Annotated in this window: 17 protein-coding genes; 12 read left to right on the forward strand and 5 right to left on the reverse strand. The window is 49.9% G+C overall.

The window, feature by feature from the left end; all coding sequences use genetic code 11:
• Positions 1-32: 32 nt before the first annotated feature.
• The 3 genes from EHT87_RS04900 to EHT87_RS04910 all read left to right on the forward strand — a co-directional run bounded on the left by EHT87_RS04900 (position 33) and on the right by EHT87_RS04910 (position 3687).
• Positions 33-1220, forward strand: a complete 1188-nt coding sequence (locus EHT87_RS04900; protein ID WP_124904414.1) for a class I SAM-dependent rRNA methyltransferase — start codon at positions 33-35, stop codon at positions 1218-1220.
• Positions 1221-1256: 36 nt separating this feature from the next.
• Positions 1257-2384, forward strand: a complete 1128-nt coding sequence (locus EHT87_RS04905) for an FG-GAP repeat domain-containing protein (protein WP_229320852.1) — start codon at positions 1257-1259, stop codon at positions 2382-2384.
• A gap of 82 nt (positions 2385-2466) precedes the next feature.
• Positions 2467-3687 carry an FG-GAP repeat domain-containing protein gene (locus EHT87_RS04910; RefSeq protein WP_229320854.1) on the forward strand — a complete coding sequence of 407 codons (1221 nt, stop codon included), beginning with the start codon at positions 2467-2469 and terminating at the stop codon, positions 3685-3687.
• Positions 3688-3759: 72 nt separating this feature from the next.
• Here EHT87_RS04910 and EHT87_RS04915 read toward each other — a convergent pair whose 3' ends face one another.
• Entirely contained in the window at positions 3760-4782 is a 1023-nt protein-coding gene (locus tag EHT87_RS04915) for a S1C family serine protease (protein WP_124904420.1), read from the reverse strand.
• A 129-nt stretch (positions 4783-4911) separates the two neighbouring features.
• Here EHT87_RS04915 and EHT87_RS31230 point away from each other — a divergent pair, with 129 nt between their 5' ends.
• The 3 genes from EHT87_RS31230 (at position 4912) to EHT87_RS04925 (ending at position 8011) form a co-directional block, all read left to right on the forward strand.
• Positions 4912-5088, forward strand: coding sequence for a hypothetical protein (locus EHT87_RS31230; protein WP_185716143.1), 177 nt, complete (start codon positions 4912-4914; stop codon positions 5086-5088).
• An 81-nt stretch (positions 5089-5169) separates the two neighbouring features.
• On the forward strand, positions 5170-6312 hold the full coding sequence (glf, locus tag EHT87_RS04920; RefSeq protein WP_124904422.1) for a UDP-galactopyranose mutase: 1143 nt from the start codon (positions 5170-5172) through the stop codon (positions 6310-6312).
• A 175-nt stretch (positions 6313-6487) separates the two neighbouring features.
• Positions 6488-8011: a capsule assembly Wzi family protein gene (locus EHT87_RS04925; RefSeq protein WP_124904424.1), complete on the forward strand. Its 1524-nt coding sequence runs from the start codon at positions 6488-6490 to the stop codon at positions 8009-8011.
• A 14-nt stretch (positions 8012-8025) separates the two neighbouring features.
• On the opposite strand, the gene EHT87_RS04930 is transcribed toward EHT87_RS04925, so the two are convergent.
• The 3 genes from EHT87_RS04930 to folP form a co-directional block, all read right to left on the reverse strand.
• A complete protein-coding gene (locus tag EHT87_RS04930) occupies positions 8026-8319 on the reverse strand; it encodes a hypothetical protein (protein WP_124904426.1) in 294 nt (97 codons plus the stop codon).
• Positions 8320-8500: 181 nt separating this feature from the next.
• The gene (gene cdaA / locus EHT87_RS04935; RefSeq protein ID WP_124904428.1) at positions 8501-9331 is read right to left on the reverse strand and encodes a diadenylate cyclase CdaA; all 831 of its coding nucleotides are present in this window, start codon (positions 9329-9331) and stop codon (positions 8501-8503) included.
• A 40-nt stretch (positions 9332-9371) separates the two neighbouring features.
• The gene (gene folP, locus EHT87_RS04940) at positions 9372-10220 is read right to left on the reverse strand and encodes a dihydropteroate synthase (protein ID WP_124904430.1); all 849 of its coding nucleotides are present in this window, start codon (positions 10218-10220) and stop codon (positions 9372-9374) included.
• 101 nt (positions 10221-10321) lie between these two features.
• On the opposite strand from folP, the gene EHT87_RS04945 reads away from it, so the two are divergent.
• From EHT87_RS04945 to EHT87_RS04970, 6 genes are all read left to right on the forward strand, one after another.
• Positions 10322-10879, forward strand: coding sequence for a DUF1599 domain-containing protein (locus EHT87_RS04945; RefSeq protein WP_124904432.1), 558 nt, complete (start codon positions 10322-10324; stop codon positions 10877-10879).
• Positions 10876-12024 (forward strand): BT_3928 family protein, encoded by a 1149-nt coding sequence (locus tag EHT87_RS04950; RefSeq protein ID WP_124904434.1) that lies wholly within the window; start codon positions 10876-10878, stop codon positions 12022-12024. Before EHT87_RS04945 ends, EHT87_RS04950 begins: the two co-directional genes overlap by 4 nt.
• Positions 12025-12049: 25 nt before the next feature.
• Positions 12050-12559 (forward strand): shikimate kinase, encoded by a 510-nt coding sequence (locus EHT87_RS04955; RefSeq protein WP_124904436.1) that lies wholly within the window; start codon positions 12050-12052, stop codon positions 12557-12559.
• A gap of 234 nt (positions 12560-12793) precedes the next feature.
• A complete protein-coding gene (locus EHT87_RS04960; RefSeq protein ID WP_310587510.1) occupies positions 12794-14044 on the forward strand; it encodes a TolC family protein in 1251 nt (416 codons plus the stop codon).
• Between the two features lie 39 nt (positions 14045-14083).
• Positions 14084-15250: an efflux RND transporter periplasmic adaptor subunit gene (locus tag EHT87_RS04965; protein ID WP_124904440.1), complete on the forward strand. Its 1167-nt coding sequence runs from the start codon at positions 14084-14086 to the stop codon at positions 15248-15250.
• Positions 15251-15262: 12 nt separating this feature from the next.
• Positions 15263-18457 (forward strand): efflux RND transporter permease subunit, encoded by a 3195-nt coding sequence (locus tag EHT87_RS04970; RefSeq protein WP_124904442.1) that lies wholly within the window; start codon positions 15263-15265, stop codon positions 18455-18457.
• Positions 18458-18460: 3 nt separating this feature from the next.
• Here EHT87_RS04970 and EHT87_RS04975 read toward each other — a convergent pair whose 3' ends face one another.
• The gene (locus tag EHT87_RS04975; protein ID WP_124904444.1) at positions 18461-19021 is read right to left on the reverse strand and encodes an RNA polymerase sigma factor; all 561 of its coding nucleotides are present in this window, start codon (positions 19019-19021) and stop codon (positions 18461-18463) included.
• Positions 19022-19201 lie beyond the last annotated feature (180 nt).

The following is a 19201-nucleotide window of genomic DNA, read 5'->3' on the forward strand; positions in this document are numbered from 1 at the left end:
TGTAGTTTCGCCCCTTCAAAGCGACCATACAAATGAATTTACCTAAAATATACCTGCGCCCCGGCCGGGAGGAAGCCATCCGGCGGTTTCATCCCTGGGTTTTTTCCGGGGCGGTTTCCCGAACCGAAGGCGATCCTCAGGACGGCGATGTAGTGGAAGTCCTCGATAAAAAAGGCACCTACCTGGCCACCGGTCATTTTCACAACGGAAGCATCCTGGTTCGCATTTTTTCGTTTGAACCCGTCATCCCCGATGTGGCCTACTGGACCGCCAAACTGGCCAATATCCGTCGCATTCGAACCGCCCTTTTGCCACCCCATACGAATTGTTTCCGACTGGTTCACGGCGAAGGCGATGGTTGCACCGGTCTTATCATTGACCTGTATAATGGCGTCGCGGTTTTACAGGCTCATTCCATCGGGATGCACCGCGAACGCAGTCTCATTACCGAAGCGCTGAAAAATGTATTTGGTAATGAGCTGCTGGCCGTGTATGACAAAAGTGCCGAAACCCTTCCCGACGACTACGCAGCCACGATTCAGAATGCATACCGGTATGGTTGCACGGACGTGCCGCATGAGGTGGAGGAAAACGGTCACCGGTTTCTGGTCGATTGGATCAGTGGTCAGAAAACCGGTTTTTTTCTCGATCAACGCGACAACCGGAAGTTACTGGCGCACTATTCTGCCGGAAAAAAGGTTCTGAATGCCTTCTGCTATTCGGGTGGCTTTTCGGTGTATGCGCTCAAAGCCGGGGCCGCATTGGTCCATTCCGTGGATGCTTCCCAGAAAGCCATCGATCTGACCAACCGGAATGTGACGCTCAATTTTGGCGATTCGCCGGTGGCGGAGCGGCATCAGGCGTATGCCGATGATGTCATGAAATACCTCCATGCCCACGATGAGCCGTATGACGTGATGGTTTTAGATCCACCGGCTTATGCCAAAAGCCTTTCGGCCCGGCACCGGGCCGTGCAGGGCTACAAACGGCTGAATGCCGAGGGGTTGCGTCGGATAGCCAAAGGCGGTATTCTGTTTACTTTTTCGTGTTCACAGGTCATCGATCGGGAGCTGTTTTACAATACCATTGTGGCCGCGGCCATTGAAGCCGGACGTCAGGTTCGGGTGTTGCATCACCTCAGCCAGCCAGCCGATCATCCCGTCAATTTATTTCATCCAGAAGGTGGTTATTTGAAAGGATTGGTTTTATGGGTTGAGTAATTAACCGAGATTATTTATAAACTTGCAAGTATGAAGATGAGTGTATTATCGATCGGACTTGCGGGTTTGGTTTCACTGGCAACAGACTCAAAAGATAGTCAGTTTAGCCGCTATTTTGTGGCGGCCGAAAGTTACGAATCGGTTGGGGTGATGGATGTCAACAAGGACGGCCGGCCGGATCTGGTTTCGGGCGATTTCTGGTATGAAAATTCGGCCAACCCAAAGGCGCTTTTTCGCAAGCGGTATTTGATCGGTAACCAGAAACGCTTTGATCAATATTACGATGACTTCTCGTCCATTCCGCTGGATGTCAATGGCGATGGCAATCTCGACGTGGTTACGGGCGGTTGGTTCGAGCAGAATTTGAAGTGGCTGGAAAATCCCGGTGTCGGCAAAAAAGACCTCTGGACTGTACACGAAATTGGGAAAGTGGGCAATGTCGAAACCACCCGTGCCTGGGATGTAGACGGCGATGGCGCCATCGAAATCGTACCGAATAATCCCCGACATCCGCTGAAATACTTCAAATTAGAAAAAGGAGGGACTTTTAAGCAAATCGACGTGGCCCCAACCCAGGATCACGGTTTAGGAATGGGCGACGTCAACGGTGACGGACGCAACGATTTTATCGTGAGTAAAGGCTGGCTCGAAGCACCCGTCGACCGAGAAAAAGGACCGTGGACGCTGCATTCTGAATTTGAATTAGGTACCGCCAGTGTTCCCATTTTAGTGGTCGATGTCAACGGCGACAAACGCAATGATTTGATTGTGGGCCAGGGCCACGGCTACGGCTTGCACTGGTATGAGCAAACCCTGGAAGGCGGAAAACGGGGCTGGAAAAAACACAGCATCGACGAGAAAGCGTCGCAATACCATGTTCTGGAATGGGCCGATCTTGACGGGGATAAAAAGCCGGAACTCATTACCGGCAAACGCTACCGCGCCCACAACGATGGCGACGACGGGGCCTACGATGATGTGGGCCTGTATTACTTCACCTGGACCGGTAAGGAGTTTGTAAAACACACCATCGCCTACGGTCAGCCGGGCAAAGGTAAAGGGACCGGTATTTACTTTGCGCTCGCCGATCTGCGGGGTACCGGCCGTCTCGACATTGTTGTTGCGGGCAAAGATGGATTGGAAATCTTTTTCAATGAAAAGTAACCAGACGCCACCAGTAAAACCGCCATTCCGATTGCTTACCTGCGTATAGATGTAACCTGAAATTCCATTCATGATGACAAAAATGAAAAACAGTGCAATCAAGTTGGCAGTATTGCGGAAAGATGGGATGATCTTTATCGGCTGCCTGCTGATGAGCATTCTGACCGGCAGCGCTCAGGATAAAGGGAAAAAAGGAGCTGAGATTCCGTTTAAAAAGAATGTTTTAACGACTGATTTCATTACCGAAGGCGCAACCGTCGGCGATGTGAATAAGGATGGCAAAAAGGATGTGATGGCCGGTGCTTACTGGTTTGAAGCGCCGAACTGGACGCCCCACGAACTGGCCAAACCCGAGAAATTCTCCTACAGTACGGGATACAGCAACTCCTTCCTGAACTTTGCGATGGATGTCAATAAGGATGGCTGGATCGATATGATCCGGATCGATTTCCCGGGCAAGTCGGCGGTCTGGCACGAAAATCCGAAAAATCAGCCCGGCCACTGGAAAACGCATCCGATTCATTCATCGGTGGGCAACGAGTCTCCGCTGTTCGTGGATGTCGACGGGGACGGCCGGCAGGATATCGTCTGTAATGACCCATCGGCGAAGGAAATCATCTGGCTGAAATCCCCGGATAACAATTTCTCGGACGAGTGGGAGCGGTTTGTCATCAGCAAAGGCGATTCTACACCCGGTATCCATATGTTTACCCACGGCCTGGGTTTTGGCGACATCAACGGGGACAAAAAACCGGATGTTGTGCTTCACATCGGCTGGTGGGAAGGACCGACCGACCCGAAGCGAAGCAACTGGGCTTTTCATTCTGCTAAACTGGGCGAAGAATGTGCCCAGATGTACATTACCGACGTCAACGGCGACGGACTGAACGACGTGATCAGTTCTTCGGCGCATAAATACGGTATCTGGTGGCATGAGCAGGGCAAAGACGGACAGGGCAATCCAACCTGGATGACCCACGAGATTGACAAGACGATTTCTCAAACCCATGGATTGGCTTTTGTGGATATGAACGGCGACAAAAAGCCCGATCTGGTAACCGGGAAACGGTATTACGCCCACAACAATACGGATAATGATCCGGGCCGGGAAGAACCCTCGGTTTTGTACTGGTTTCAGTTTCAGCCCGGTAAAAACCCTTCCTGGATTCCGCACCAAATTGACGCCAATTCCGGTGTTGGATTACACGTCAATGTCGAAGACATCAACAACGACGGCTTGCCGGATATTACCGTAGGCAATAAAAAAGGCGTTCATGTATTTGAACAGCAAAAGTTGAAGTAACCTTCCTAAAAAAACCGCCCCTGCATCCTGACTGCTGGTTAGTCAGGATGCAGGGGCGGTTTTTTTAAGGCTTCATTTGACTTCGCCCGGAATGACGGTAATCGTTTGACGGAAATTTTCCCGCAATACCGCCATCGAAATGCGATTGCCAATCGTTTCTTCCGTCAGGAGTTTGTGCAGGTCGTCGACGGAGGCTACCGGCTGTTGATTGAACTCAACAATAATGTCGCCCTGCATAAGTTCGCTGTTGTAAGAAACGCCGTCGGCTTCGGTACTCACCACGATAACACCGGTTTTGGCGTTCAGGTGATTATACTGCTTGATTCGTTCGGTCAGGTTGATTACCTGGCCCGAAATGCCCAGGTAGCCCCGGCGCACCCGGCCGTGCATAATCAACTTGCCGGCAACGAGGGCTGTCAGATTGGATGATACCGCGAAACAGATTCCCTGAGCGGGCAAAATGACGGCGGTATTGACGCCAATGACCTCGCCCTGCGAATTGACCAGCGGACCGCCGGAATTTCCCGGATTCAGCGACGCATCGGTTTGAATCACATCATCGATGAGCCGGCCTGATTCCGAGCGGAGGGTTCGGCCCAGCGCACTGACGACGCCCGCCGTTACAGAATACTGAAAACCGTACGGATTTCCGACCGCAATGGCAATCTGCCCCACCTGAACCTGGTTGGAATCGGCAAACCGAATGGCTTTCAGCCCTTCGCCATAAATTTTAATGACGGCTATATCCGTCGCTGGATCACGACCAATCAATGTAGCTTCAAAGTCACGGCCATCGGGCAGTGCAACTTCAATTTTAGTGGCTCCGGCCACGACATGGTTATTCGTAATCACATAGCCATCCGACGAAATAATAAAGCCTGAACCCGTTCCGCCATCCTGCGGTCCACGGCCACGCGCCGGCGGCTGGCCTTCTTTGGCCCGCCCGCTAACTTTGATCTGTACAATCGAGGGGCTAACTTTTTTCGCTACATTTACCACGGTATTCGAGTAGGCATCGAGCAGGGGCGCATCCTGATCGGTGATCCCGCCAGGTATCGATTCCGATTCAGTATCGGTTACAAAGTGTAATTCCATAGCAAGAATGGTTTTAGTTGTAAATGCAACTTTCAAAATACATACCAAGTCAAGTGGTAGCGGGAAGTCGGCCAATTTGTCAGGACCTGTTCATCGTATGTCTAACCGTATATTTATCGGCCTTCTGCCATGACCTTTGAAGACTATCTGGCTGTTAAGAAGATCGACCAACAGCAATTCAAACAGAACGAACCGGTTCGATATGCCGTCTGGAAAACGGAATTCGAACAATTGCACCCGGAAAGTTTTACGACACAGAAAAAATTCCTGATCAATGAAATTCGGCGCAAATACCTGATGCGTTAAATAAGGATCACCGGTTTTCAACGGTCAATTGAAGAAAAATTACTACTTTTAGCTTCGTTAAAATCACCTTTTTGTCTGTTTATGCAGCATTACGACTTTGCAATTGTTGGAGCCGGATACGCCGGTAGCGTGTTGGCCGAACGGTTGGCCAGCCAGTCCGGAAAGAAAGTTCTGGTAATTGATAAACGCCCCCACATTGGCGGAAACGCGTATGATTACTACAATGAAGACGGTATTTTAATCCATCTGTACGGCCCCCATATTTTTCATACCAATTCGCCGGAAGTATTTGGCTATCTATCTAATTTTACGGAATGGCGGCCTTATGAACACCGGGTACTGGCGTCGGTCGAAGGGCAGTTACTACCCATCCCGATTAATCTGGATACCGTCAATAAACTGTACGGGAAAAACTTTACATCGGAAGAACTCAGTGACTATTTCAAGACCGTAGGAGAACCGGTTGCTGAAATAAAAACCTCTGAAGATGTGGTGGTTAGCCAGGTTGGCCGTGATCTTTACGAGAAGTTTTTTAAGTATTATACCAAAAAGCAGTGGGGCGTTTACCCCTCGGAATTAGACAAATCCGTTACCTCCCGAATTCCGACCCGGACCAATCAGGACGACCGGTATTTCTCGGATGAATTTCAGTCGATGCCCTTGCACGGGTTTACGAAGATGTTCGAGAAAATGGTCGATCATCCGAATATTACGTTGATGCTGGGGACGGATTTTAAAGATGTAAAAGACAGTTTGTCATACGATCAGCTGATTTATACTGGTCCGGTCGACGAATATTTTGACCACTGTTTTGGTAAACTGCCGTATCGGTCCCTGCATTTTGAGCACAAAACCTTGAACGAAGAGTGGCATCAGCCGGTGGCCGTTGTCAATTATCCCAATGACAATGCGTATACCCGGGTGACGGAATACAAGCATTTGACGGGGCAGGAACATCCGACCAAAACCAGTATCACCTTCGAATATCCACAAGCGGAGGGCGATCCTTATTACCCCGTTCCGATGCCGGAAAATGCCGAATTGTACCGGAAATACAAGCAACTGGCCGATCAACAACAAAATGTATACTTTGTTGGCCGACTAGGAACCTACCGCTATTACAACATGGATCAGGTGGTGGCCCAGGCATTGACACTGTATAAAAAACTGGTTGGCGCTGATTCGCTGGCGGATGTAGCTGCGGGCAAAGTGCCAAGCAAATAAAAAGAGTTGTTCCAATAGCCGTTTCCGGTTTTGTACAAATCCTGGTTGATCAGATCTGTACAAAACCGGAAACGGCTATTTCTGCTTTATTGAAAATTCAGTGTAGAATTAATTACTTCTTACCGCATACGTCGTCTAAACTACATCGGATGATTTATAGTTGACGCGATGCGGTATGAGGATACGTTTGCTGGTAGGATTCTACTTTTTTGTTTGTTTGCTCCCGGTTTTTGGACAGGATTCTACGCACACAGAAACCGTTGACAGGAAATCATCCATTCACATCTTCGCGGAACTGGGTCTGTCGGGCAGCACCGCCAAACGAACGCCTTTCTGGCTGCGGACCAACCAATACGGTATTTTTCCCAACACATCGCCATTCCTGATGGCACGCGCCGGAATCAGTGCCGATTATGCCAGGAAACACCGGCGAATCGCCTGGGGTTACGGTCTGGAATGGGTTGGGAATATCGCATCAAAATCCGCATTTCTACTTCCCGAAGGCTACGGAAAAGTAAAATTCCGGGGTCTTGAACTGCTGGCGGGTCGGCGTCGGGAAACGATTGGGCTCGCCGACTCGACCCACGTGGGATCAGGTTCGTATAGCTGGTCGGGAAATGCGCTACCGATGCCCAAAATCCAGCTTTCACTGGCCGATTATACACCCATCGGTTTTACAAAGGGACTCATTGCCTTTCGCGGATTGTTTGCCCACGGATGGTTCGGTAACAAAGGTCCGGTCACGCATTCTTATTTGCATCAGAAGGCCTTGTATGGGCGTCTGGGCAAACCCAACTGGCCGATTCGGTTGTACGGCGGATTCAATCACCAGGTGCAGTGGGCCGGTCGGAGTGAGGTTATTACCGGGGATGATGTAATTAAGAACGGCCGCTTTCCAAGCGGTTTTAAAAATTATATCAATGCGATAACCGGCTTGTCACTGGCCGCAAAAGGGAACGCAATCGACACGACGGAATACAGCAAAAACGACCGGGGAAATCGGGTTGGCAATCACCTGGGGACGGTGGACGTCGGTTTTGAAATACTGAATAAATCATTTACCCTGCTTTTTTATCGCCAGAGTATTTATGAAGATGGTTCACTTTATTATTTAACCAATATCGCCGACGGGTTGAATGGCGTGCGTTTTCGGAATACAAAACCGGCTACCCAACGATGGCGCATTCAAACGGCCGTAGCGGAGTTTTTGTTTACCAAAAGTCAGGGTGGTTCTACTTTTAGTTACCTGAACAAGGAACGCGGATCGGATAATTATTTTAATCACGGGCAATACATCGATGGTTGGTCGTATGTAGGCCGAACGATTGGTACGCCTTTCATTCCCCCTGCGAACGATACAAACCCCACGCTACCGCGCTCCTACACCGATCAGCTGGTGATATTTTCCAACAATAACCGCGTACGAGTCCTGCACCTGGGGGTAGAAGGCCGCTGTAATGAGGTCTATGTTTTTCAACTGAAATGCTCCTGGAGTGAAAACTATGGAACGTATAACAAACCGTTTCCTGAAAGAATCCGTCAGTTTTCATCACTCCTGATGGTGGGCTTTCCGGTGTCTTTTCTGCAGGGCATGCAGGCAACGGTTTCGTTTGCGGACGATCAGGGCAGACTGTATTCGAACAGTTCGGGCTTTTACCTCAGTTTACGGAAAAACTGGGGTGATAAATCGACGCATTGAGTTGTAAAAGCGGTCTAATCCCGAATAAGTGCCTGCAGATCGATCTGATCCAGATACCGCTCAAACGGGTATTGGCTCCTCGATTTGCGTCGGTTTTGAGTATGAAGTGAAAACAGATGCAGGAGCTCATGATTGCCTTCGTAGTACGTACTCTCACCGAAATAAGCTTCAACAAAAAAATCGCCGACAAGATAGAGGCTAACCGTGAACGGGGGCGAAGGCCGATTCAACAAATGCTGACCATGACGCCAGAGCAAATCGGCCTTTTTCGGCAGAGGAAGCTGATTATATTCAATTTGAGTTAACATAAGCTGCAGTGAAATTTAGGTTCGTTTGGTAGTATAACAATGCAGTTTACGTTTCCGCTTTATAAAAATAAGCTGGTTAGGGCAATTAAACTCCCAAAGTTAGTAAGCGGTATTATTTGTTTAAATAACGACTAGCTGGCTGATTATTAGTTAATTAAAAAAAAGAATCAGTAACATTTCATTACTCGACCGGGGTATCTTTTCCGCCTTCCCGCTTCCTGACTTTGTTTAGTTCCATTAAGTATTGCTGTAGTTTTTCTTCCAGTTCGCCAGATGAAATATTGGGGTATAATTCACCATCGATCGCTAATGAAATGCGACCGGTTTCTTCCGATATGGCAATGGATGCGGCATCGGTGACTTCGCTAATGCCGATGGCGGCCCGGTGTCGAAAACCGGTGGATGTCAGGATTTCGTCGTTTTCAGAAATGGGCAAAATACACCGTGCGGCCCGGATGCGGTCTTCGGAAATAATGACGGCTCCGTCGCGCAAGGGGCTATACTGCCCGGCGATAGAAAGGAGCAACCGCTTGGAAATCAGAGCATCCAGACGGTCGCCCGATTGAATAAATTTCTCCAGATCATCATTTTTAGCAATAACGATCAAACCGCCGGTAAACTCGGACGACATGGATTTGCAGGCGTCGATAATTGGCTTCAGGGGCGTAGTTGGTTCTGTGGCAGAAGGCTGACGGAACCAGCGCATCACAAACCGGCTGTTGGCAATGTTGGTCGATTTTCCGATAATCAACAGAAATCGTCGGATTTCCTGTTGAAAAATGATGATCAATGCCAGCGCACCGACGCTGATGAAGTAGCCCAACAGTGTGGTCAGCAACTCCAGCCCAATGGCTTTTGCCACCAGATATAGCAAATAAACCAGCAAATAGCCGAGAAATATCCGGCTGGCGATGGTGCCTTTTACCAGAAAATAGATCTGATACAGCAGAAAGGCCAGCAGAAGTACGTCCAGCACATCGAACCATTCAATATCGAGAAAACCAATTTTCATATCAAAATTCAACTTTTTAGTGGGTTCAGGGAATCCGGTTTTAAGCAACAGGTTGACAACTTGCCACCAGTTTGATGGCTTCCACGGCTTCGCGTACGTCATGAACCCGTAAAATGTCCGCCCCTTTTGTCAGGGCTATCGTATTCAATACCGTCGTTCCATTTAAAGCGTCTTCGGGTCGGATCGCCAGCGTTCGCCAAATCGTTGACTTGCGTGACAGCCCCACCAGCAGCGGAGCGTCGAACGTCTGGAAGGCTTCCAGCTGGTTCAACACCTGAAAGTTCTGTGGTGGCGTTTTCGCAAATCCAAACCCCGGGTCGATCACCACATCGGTTTGGCCCAGGGCCCGCAACCGGGCCAGTTGTTGCTGGATTTCGAAAAGAATATCGGGCACCAGGTCGTTGTAACTGGTAAACTGGGTCATGGTTTGCGGAGTGCCTCGCATGTGCATCAGTATATACGGAACCCCCAACCGGGCAACGGTTTCGAACATCATGGCATCGAGGGTTCCCCCCGAAACGTCGTTGATCAATACCGCACCGGCTTCAACGGCCTGCCGGGCCACCGCTGCCCGGAAGGTATCGACCGACAGCCACAGATCCGGAAACGTACGTCCAAGGGCTTCAAGAATCGGCAAAACCCGGTCCGATTCTTCTTCCGCGCTAATATCGACTGCTCCGGGACGCGTTGAGTAACCGCCGATGTCGAGCAGCGAAGCGCCTTCCGAACGCATGCTTGCAGCCCGCTCAATGGCCTGATCGACAGACAGTATGCGGCTGTCAGCATAAAACGAATCCGCATTCACGTTCAGTATTCCCATCACCACCGGCGTGGTCAGGTCCAGAACATTTCCCCGTAGATTGAGCGTTTTTTTCTTAACTTTCGGCATGAAATTAGTGGGTAGTCATTGGTTCTCTTTCTGCGGTCAAAAGTCAAAGGGCGGCAGAAAACGAATGGCTACTGAAGATTGACAACTGAAGATTCCAACGTATGTTGCAAACCGAAGCTCAATATCGGCAAGTCATTCAACTCTGCAAAGAGGTTTTCCAGAAAAAGAATAAAGACTACGGTACGGCCTGGCGCATTCTGCGGCTGCCCTCGATCACGGACCAGATCTACATTAAAGCGCAACGCATTCGTACGTTACAGGAACTCAAAACGCAGCGCATCGAAGAGGGCGTAATCCCGGAATTCATGGGCATTATCAACTACTGCGTCATGGCGTTGATACAACTGGAGCTGGCGGATAACGACCAGATGGACATTCCGGTGGACGAATTGACGCAACTGTATGACCGGCAGGTAAGTAACGTAATGACCCTGCTGTTTGCCAAAAACCACGATTATGGCGAAGCATGGCGGGAAATGCGGGTCAGTTCGATGACTGACATTATCCTGATGAAATTGCTTCGTACGAAGCAGATTGAGGATAATCAGGGCAAAACGCTGATCTCCGAAGGCGTCGATGCCAACTACATGGATATGATCAATTATGCGGTATTCTGTTTAATAAAACTAGGCGTCGTAGCAACCTCTGTACCTGAATGAATAGTAGTAAAACCCGTGCCGTTGCCGTCCCCAAAGTGGCAACCTGGCAGCGCGTCATGGCGCAAATCGCCCGTTTTATCGTGGGGATGATTTTTATTTTTTCGGGATTGATCAAGATCAATGACCCCGTTGGCACCCAGATTAAACTCACCGAATATTTTGAAGTCTTTGCGCTCGATGTGCCGTCGATGGCGGGTTTTTTCCACGGTCTGATTCCGTTCACGCTGATTCTGTCGGTATTTTTCTGCGCAGCCGAAGTGGTGTTGGGCGTTGCCCTGCTACTGTCGTACCGAATCCGGTTTACCGCCTGGGTATTGCTGGCGCTGATCGTCTTTTTTACATTTTTGACGTTCTATTCGGCCTATTTCAATAAAGTGACGGATTGCGGGTGTTTTGGCGATGCGATCAAGCTCAAACCGTGGACTTCGTTCAGTAAAGATATCTTTTTGCTGGTGCTGATTCTGGTCATCATCTGGCAGCGTAACGTATTTCGCAATACCCGTACCGGTTTTCTGGTCGGTATGGCCACGGTCCTCTCAATCGGCATTGGCGTCTACGCCATTCAGCACCTTCCACCGCTTGATTTATTGCCGTATGCGGTTGGGAAAAGTATTCCTACCCAAATGCAACCGTCTGAGCCTTTGCGGTTTTCCTATAAAATGGAGAAAGACGGAAAGGACGTTGAGTTTGAAAAATACCCGACTGATACGACCTACAAGTTCAAGGAAATGATCCTGCTCAATGAGTCGGCCAAACCCAAAATTACGGATTATCGCGTCTGGAACGATGAAGGAGACTTCACCCAGTCTACGTTTGAAGGCAATAAACTGATGCTTATTATCCGGGATCTGGAAGATCTGAGCATTGGCGATATGCCGGCCATCCGGAAATTGATGAAAGGGGTGGAGTCCAAAAACATCATGCCGATGATTCTGACGTCGGTGAGCGATAAAGAAATCAATGATTTTCGCCATGAATACCAGCTTTCTATTCCGGTGTACAAGGCCGATGCCACGGTGCTGAAAACCATTGTTCGCTCCAATCCCGGCTTGTGGCTGGTTAGTGGCGGTGTTGTGAAAGGCAAGTGGCACCATACCGATACGCCAACTCCGGAGGAAGCCGTGGCTTTGGTGGCTGCGAAATAAGTGATTGTTTATCAAGGCATAGTGAATGAAAAATATTTTTTTGGTAGGAATGCCGTCTTCGGGAAAAAGCACGCTCGGAAAACGGCTGGCCCGGCATCTGGCCTACCGGTTTGTGGATACCGATAAACTCATCATTCGTGAAGAAGGAGGGCGCAGTATCAATGCTATATTCAAGACCGACGGCGAGCCCTATTTTCGGGAAGTCGAAAGCCGGGTTTTGCATACGATTCAGCCCAATAGTCAACTGGTGATTGCCACGGGGGGCGGAATGCCGTGCTTCCACGATAATATGGCGTACATCAAAACGGCCGGATTGAGCATTTTTCTGGACGTTTCACCCGAACAACTGCTCGAGCGGATGTTGCGTCACAACCAGAACGACCGCCCGCTTTTCAATCGGCAAGACCCCACTTTACTGGAAAACCTGCGTCAGAAATACAACGACCGTCGTTTTTTTTATACCCAGGCCGATTTGATCATTCCCGGAGAAACCGCTGTCGAAGAACTTAGTAAGCAACTGGAAGCGTATTTATAACGAATGCGGAATTAGAGCATTTAAATAAACTTTTCCGTGTTCCGGAACCATTTAAAAGAATCATTATGTATTCAATACAGTTTGCTTTCCCCAAATGCTGTATTAAAAAGGTGAATTGCGCCGAATACCTATATGATCGTAGCGAAAAAGTACCTGGTTGCCTGTCTGATTTGTTTTTGGCCTTTTTTGTCATATTCGCAACAGTCTACTGATTCTACTCTTCAACAGGCTACCTTGGAAAGTTGCGTGCAGTATGCGCTTCAACATCAGCCGGTTATTAAACAATCCGAAATCGATCAGCAGATTGCTGAGCGCACCATTCGAAGTGCTTTGTCGAGTTGGTTGCCCCAGATTTCCGGGGCCTACAACTTGCAGCGGTACCTCAAGCAACCCGTTTCGCTCTTCCCGAATTTTAGCAATTTAACGTCGCCCGAGCGTATTCCGGTGACAACCGGGGTTGCCAATTTGTCGAACATCCAGTTTTCACTCACCCAGAATTTATTCAACCGGGATGTGCTCCTGGCCAGCCGTACGGCCGACACCTACCGCTTACAGGCCCGCCAGAACCTGGTTACGAATCAGATCGACGTGACGGTGAATGTCAGCAAAGCATTTTATGACCTGATTTTGACCCAAAAACAAGTCGATATTCTGGATAGCGATATTGCCCGATTAGAACGGAGTTTACAGGATGCGACCAACCAGTATAAAAGCGGTTTGGTCGACCGTACGGACTACAAACGGGCGGCCATCGCTTTGAACAATTCGCGGGCGCAACGCAAACAGGCTCAGGAACAGATTGGTGGTAAAGCGCAGTTACTCAAGCAATTGATGGGGTATCCGCCCAATGGTGACCTGAAATTGACCTACGATACGCTGCAACTCGCCAACGAAGTCTACATCGATACGACGCAACTCATTCGACCCGAAAGCCGGATTGAATTTCAGCTGCTCCGCACGCAGCAGGAGCTTTTAAAAGCCAACGTACTCTATAACCGGTGGGCTTATTTGCCGACGGTTTCGGCATCGGCCAATTACAATTTTGTCTTTCAAAACAGCGAATTTGCCAAATTATACAGTCGAAATTTTCCCAACTCCCTGGTTGGGCTGACCATTGCCTTACCAATTTATCAGGGGGGCCGGCGCGTGCAGGAATCCCGGATTGCCGAACTCCGGCTTCAACGGTCACAATGGGATTTAACCAATCTTTCGAATACCGTCAACACCGAATACCGGCAGGCCATGGCTAACTACAAAGGCAACCTGGCGACCTACCGCGCCTTGCAGGAGAATCTTGATCTGGCAACCGATGTATATCGGGTTATCCAACTGCAATACCGCTCCGGCGTACGGGCCTATCTGGATGTCATCATCGCCCAAAACGATCTTCGCACCACGCAGTTGACCTATTTCAATGCTTTATATCAGGTTTTAGTCAGTAAACTGGATGTTCAACGGGCGTTGGGCACGGTGCAGAATTACTAAAAAACGAATCAGAAAATTCAATATTTATTGATCACACGAATGAATAGGAGTCTGACTACGCTTTCCACACCCGTTGTATTGCTGGTTCTTTTGACGGCTTGCGGTGGCAACAATAAACCGGCTCAGCAGGGGCCACCTCCACCGACGGCCGTAGCCGTGGCCGTGGCTAATGAGGGAACGGCCGTTTATTATGACGAATATCCGGCGACGGTAACGCCCCTCAACCAGGTCGAAATCTACCCGCAGATCGCCGGCTACATCACCGGTATTTTCTTCACGGAAGGCCAGGTAGTTGCCCGGGGTCAGAAGTTATACGAGATTGATAAACAGCAGTATCAGGCCAGTTATGACGAAGCGGTTGCCAATGTCAATGTGGCTCTGGCCAATCTGAACCGCGCCCAGAAAGATGCGGATCGCTACGAAACGCTGGCCAAGCAGGATGCCATTGCCCGTCAGGTGGTGGATAATGCCGAAGCCGCGCTTGAATCCGCCAAAATGCAGGTTGCGGCCGCACGGGCGAATGTTGCCCGGGTGTCGACCAACGTGAACTATTCAACCATCAAAGCGCCGTTGACCGGAACGATTGGAATTTCCCAGGTCAAGCTGGGGGCCGCCGTTTCGCCGGGACAAACGCTGCTGAACACCATTTCGTCGGAAGACCCGATTGCGGTCGATATTTCCGTTGATGAAACGGATATTGCCCGCTTTGTTCGTCTGCAAAACCGGAAAACAACCGATTCCACCTTTGTTTTTGTCCTGCCGGATGGAAGCCCGTATAAAGCATCCGGCAAAATCGGAATCATCGACCGCGCCGTCGATCCGCAAACCGGGACGTTGAAAGTGCGCTTGTTTTTTGCCAATAAACAGAAACTCCTGAAATCAGGCATGAACGGAAACGTACGCGTTCTGAACAGTGAATCGGGCCAGCGGCTGCTGATTCCCTACAAAGCCGTTACGGAGCAGATGAGTGAATATTTTGTGTATGTAGTGGGCGATAGTAGCAAAGTATCCCAACGAAAAGTTTCGCTTGGCAGCCGCATTGGCCCCAACATCATTGTGAAAGAAGGAATTCGTGAGGGTGATAAAATTGTGACAGAAGGTATCCAGAAACTACGGGAAGGAGCGGTTGTGAAAGTTGTCGGCGATTCGGCTGCTGTTGCGCAGGCACCCACGGCGGCTCAGTCAACAACCGGTCAAACCCGTTAATCAGCTTTAAAAATGTTTGCCAATACGTTCATCAACCGGCCGGTTACGGCCATCGTAATTTCGATTGTCATTGTATTGTTGGGGATTCTGGCCATCATGAACCTGCCGATCGGCCAATACCCGGATATTACACCCCCGGTTGTGCAGGTAACGGGAACCTATACCGGTGCCGATGCCCAAACGGTGGAGCAGACGGTGGCTACGCCCATCGAAACGCAGGTAAACGGAACGCCCAACATGCTATACCTGCAAAGCAACAGCACGAGCGACGGTCGGATGACCATGAACGTGACGTTCAATGTCGGTACGGATGTCAATATTGCCGCCCTCGATGTTCAGAACCGGGTGGGAATTGCGCAGCCGCAGCTGCCCTCCGAGGTCACTCGACTGGGGTTGACGGTTCGGAAACGCAACCCGAGTTTGTTTATGCTGGTCGCCATTTATTCGCCGAACAAGACCCACGGCGTTTCGTTTCTGGATAATTACGCCAATATTTTCATCCGGGATGCGCTTCTGCGGGTCGAAGGGGTGGGTGATATTTTCTCACGGGCCGATGACTTCAGTATGCGGATCTGGCTGCAACCGGACAAAATTGCGCAGCTGGGCATGACGCCAGCCGATGTGGTAGCGGCTTTGCAGGAGCAAAACCTTCAGGTGGCAGCCGGTTCTGTGGGTGCGCCCCCGCAGCAATCCTCACAAGCCTTCGAATACACGGTTTTTACAAATAGCCGGTTAAGCAAAGAAGACGATTTTCGGAATATCGTTGTTCGTAGTAAGCCTGAAACCGGGTCCATTGTGTACCTGAAAGATGTGGCCCGGGTTCAGTTGGGCAAATTCAGTTACGTCAGCAACTCGTTTGTCGACGGCAACCGGGCTGCCTATTTGCTGCTGTATCAGTTGCCGGGAAGCAACGCCCTTTCCACGGCCAAAGGGGTGTATGCCGCGATGGACCAGCTGAAAAAGACGTTCCCCAAAGACATCGATTACGTCGTGCCGTTTGAGTCGGTTTCGGTGGTTCAGGTTTCGGTCGATGAAGTGGTTGAAACCCTGCTGGAAGCCCTGGCGCTGGTTACGATTGTGGTATTTTTGTTCCTGCAAAACTGGCGGGCAACCCTGATTCCGGTTCTGGCCATTCCCGTTTCCATCCTCGGAACATTCGCCTTTTTCATCCCGCTCGGTTTCACCATCAATACGCTTACCTTATTTGGGTTTGTACTGGCGATCGGGATTGTGGTCGATGATGCCATTGTGGTCGTCGAAGCGGTTCAGCATTACATCGATCATGAGCGGATTTCGGCTAAAGAAGCCACTCGAAAAGCCATGCGGGATATTTCCGGCCCGGTGGTAGCGATCGCCCTCATTCTGGCAGCCGTGTTTGTTCCGGTGGGTTTCATTCCCGGAATTGTCGGTCGGCTCTACCAGCAATTTGCCATTACCATCGCGGTTTCGGTTCTGCTTTCGGCCTTTATTGCCCTTTCGCTCACCCCGGCTTTGTGCGCATTGATGCTGAAACCGACGGTAATCAATGCGAAATCAAAAGGACTGAATTGGTTTTTCTTCAAGTTTAACAACTGGTTTGAACGGACGAGCAATTCCTATGGCGGGGGAGTCAACCGGCTCATCAAATCATCGCCCCTGGTGTTAATTCTGCTGGCCTGTCTGTTCGTAGGAACCGGTTTTCTGTTCAAAAATAAACCGACCGGTTTTATTCCAACGGAAGATGAAGGCCGGGTGATCATCACCTACGAAATTCCCGAAGCGGCTTCGACCACGCGCAGTTTAACGGTTTTGAACCGGGTGATGGATATCCTGAAACAGCAGCCTTACGTCGCCCACTTTTCCGCCCTGGGCGGTTTGAATGCCGTCACCTTTTCCAGTAAATCGAACAGTGGTACGGTTTTTACCCAGTTAAAACCGTGGGATGAACGGACGGATAAGTCGGTTCAGATCGATTCGGTGGTGGTCAAACTCCAGCGTGCTCTGTCGACCATCAAAGAAGCGAATGTGGTCGTTATTCCGCCACCGGCTATTCCGGGTCTGGGTCAAACGGCCGGTTTTACCTTTGAAATTGAACAGCGGGAAAGTACTGACGACGTGAAAGCCTTTGATAAAGTGGTGCAGACATTCGTTGCCGAAACCAACAAGCGACCGGAAATAGCCCGGGCCTTTACCTACTTTACATCCAAAACCCCGGCTTTCCGGGTCGATGTGGATCGGGAAAAATGCAAGAAGCTGGGCATCAATGTCAGTGAAGTGTATACGACGATGCAGACCTATCTGGGAAGTATTTACGTCAATGACTTCATCGTCTACGGCCGGAAATTCCGGGTCGTCGCCCAGGCCGATACAGCCTATCGGGCCGACATTCAGCAGCTGAACCGGTATTTTGTGCGTAACCGATCGGGCGCCATGGTGCCACTCAGTACGGTGATTAAAACGGAAGTCATTGAAAACGCCCCCCTGATTTCACACTACAACCTGTTTCGCTCTGTCGAAATCAACGGGAGTCCAAAACCGGGATACAGCAGCGGCCAGGCCATCGACGCCTTGCGTGAGGTGGCCGACAAAGTACTACCGGCGGGCTATGGCTACGACTTTTCGGGGTTAAGTCGGGAAGAAATCAGTTCCGGCTCCAGTACGGTTTATATATTCGGCTTATCAATTTTGTTCGTCTTTTTGTTCCTCGCTGCGCTTTACGAAAGCTGGTCCGTGCCGTTTGCCGTTCTGCTGTCGGTTCCTATTGGAGCCTTTGGCGCCATTCTGACGTTGACGTTGATTCCGTATCTGAGCAATAATATTTATGCCCAGATTGGTTTAATCACGCTGATTGGTCTGGCCGCTAAAAATGCGATTCTGATTGTCGAATTTGCGAAGGAGCGCGTCGATCGGGGCGTAGACTTGCTGGAAGCGACACTCGACGCGGTGAAACTGCGGCTTCGCCCGATCATCATGACGTCGCTGGCTTTCATTCTGGGGGTATTACCGCTCGTATTGGCCAGTGGAGCCGGTGCGGTTGCGCGGAAAACCATTGGCTGGACGGTTTTTGGCGGGATGTTGGCGGCTACTTCGCTGGCCATATTTGTAGTCCCGGTTCTGTTCGTAACCATCACCCGGTTTGCCTACGGCAAGAAAAAGCTGGAAGAACTGAAGCAAAATGCCAAAAAGCCGGAGCTACAACTGCAGGAAAATGACGGGGTTGCGCTTTAGCCCTTATTGAAACGCAAACTGATCACTGCGGAACGTTTGCCGAAGCTGAATGAGGGCAATCCGGGTCCAGGTTTTAACCGTTCCGAGCGGCAGGTTGAGCTGCTCGGCGGTTTCCTGCTGGGTATATCCCTTAAAATAGATCAGCTCGATGATTTGCCAGTGGCGGGGGTCAAGCGTCGTATTGACCACATCGCTGAATCCGATGTAGCCCACTGTATTGAACGTTGCATGCATACCGATCAGGTAGCCGTCTTGCGGTAATTCAACATGCGGGGCTTTATTGCGGGAGCGCAGATAATCGAGGGCGGTATTCCGGGTTACGTTGAGCAGCCAGGTGAATAACCGTCCTTTATTGGGGTCATGCCGGTGGATGTTTTTCCAGACTTTTACGAATGTATCCTGTAATAAATCCTCGGCCTCCGTTTCGTTTTTAACAATTTTGGTAATTACACCCAGCAGAGTGGCGGCATAGCGATCGTATAATTGGCTGAACGCAATACGACTATGGGATTTTAATCCCTCAATCAGATCCGTTTCGCAAGCGGTAGTAAAAGACTTTTTCAAAAGGAAGTAAAGAATAGTAGGGTGATCAATTTCGAATTCTGGTAGCTTTTGCTACTTCCCGTTTCCTGTTACACAATACCAGCCACGCACTGAGATCGAATCTGATTACTTAACTAAAACCGCATTAAATTGTTCTGAATGCCGTTATTTCGTGTACTATTTTAGGGTTACATGCGGAAA

This window comes from Larkinella knui (genome assembly GCF_003858645.1).
Classification (GTDB): Bacteria; Bacteroidota; Bacteroidia; order Cytophagales; family Spirosomataceae; genus Larkinella; species Larkinella knui.

Bases quoted from the DNA above. Each gene is read 5' to 3' on its own strand.
- EHT87_RS04900 (WP_124904414.1), top strand. From the start codon at position 33: ATGAATTTACCTAAAATATACCTGCGCCCCGGCCGGGAGGAAGCCATC.
- EHT87_RS04905 (WP_229320852.1), top strand. From the start codon at position 1,257: ATGAGTGTATTATCGATCGGACTTGCGGGTTTGGTTTCACTGGCAACA.
- EHT87_RS04910 (WP_229320854.1), top strand. From the start codon at position 2,467: ATGAAAAACAGTGCAATCAAGTTGGCAGTATTGCGGAAAGATGGGATG.
- EHT87_RS04915 (WP_124904420.1), bottom strand. From the start codon at position 4,782: ATGGAATTACACTTTGTAACCGATACTGAATCGGAATCGATACCTGGC.
- EHT87_RS31230 (WP_185716143.1), top strand. From the start codon at position 4,912: ATGACCTTTGAAGACTATCTGGCTGTTAAGAAGATCGACCAACAGCAA.
- glf (WP_124904422.1), top strand. From the start codon at position 5,170: ATGCAGCATTACGACTTTGCAATTGTTGGAGCCGGATACGCCGGTAGC.
- EHT87_RS04925 (WP_124904424.1), top strand. From the start codon at position 6,488: ATGAGGATACGTTTGCTGGTAGGATTCTACTTTTTTGTTTGTTTGCTC.
- EHT87_RS04930 (WP_124904426.1), bottom strand. From the start codon at position 8,319: ATGTTAACTCAAATTGAATATAATCAGCTTCCTCTGCCGAAAAAGGCC.
- cdaA (WP_124904428.1), bottom strand. From the start codon at position 9,331: ATGAAAATTGGTTTTCTCGATATTGAATGGTTCGATGTGCTGGACGTA.
- folP (WP_124904430.1), bottom strand. From the start codon at position 10,220: ATGCCGAAAGTTAAGAAAAAAACGCTCAATCTACGGGGAAATGTTCTG.
- EHT87_RS04945 (WP_124904432.1), top strand. From the start codon at position 10,322: ATGTTGCAAACCGAAGCTCAATATCGGCAAGTCATTCAACTCTGCAAA.
- EHT87_RS04950 (WP_124904434.1), top strand. From the start codon at position 10,876: ATGAATAGTAGTAAAACCCGTGCCGTTGCCGTCCCCAAAGTGGCAACC.
- EHT87_RS04955 (WP_124904436.1), top strand. From the start codon at position 12,050: ATGAAAAATATTTTTTTGGTAGGAATGCCGTCTTCGGGAAAAAGCACG.
- EHT87_RS04965 (WP_124904440.1), top strand. From the start codon at position 14,084: ATGAATAGGAGTCTGACTACGCTTTCCACACCCGTTGTATTGCTGGTT.
- EHT87_RS04970 (WP_124904442.1), top strand. From the start codon at position 15,263: ATGTTTGCCAATACGTTCATCAACCGGCCGGTTACGGCCATCGTAATT.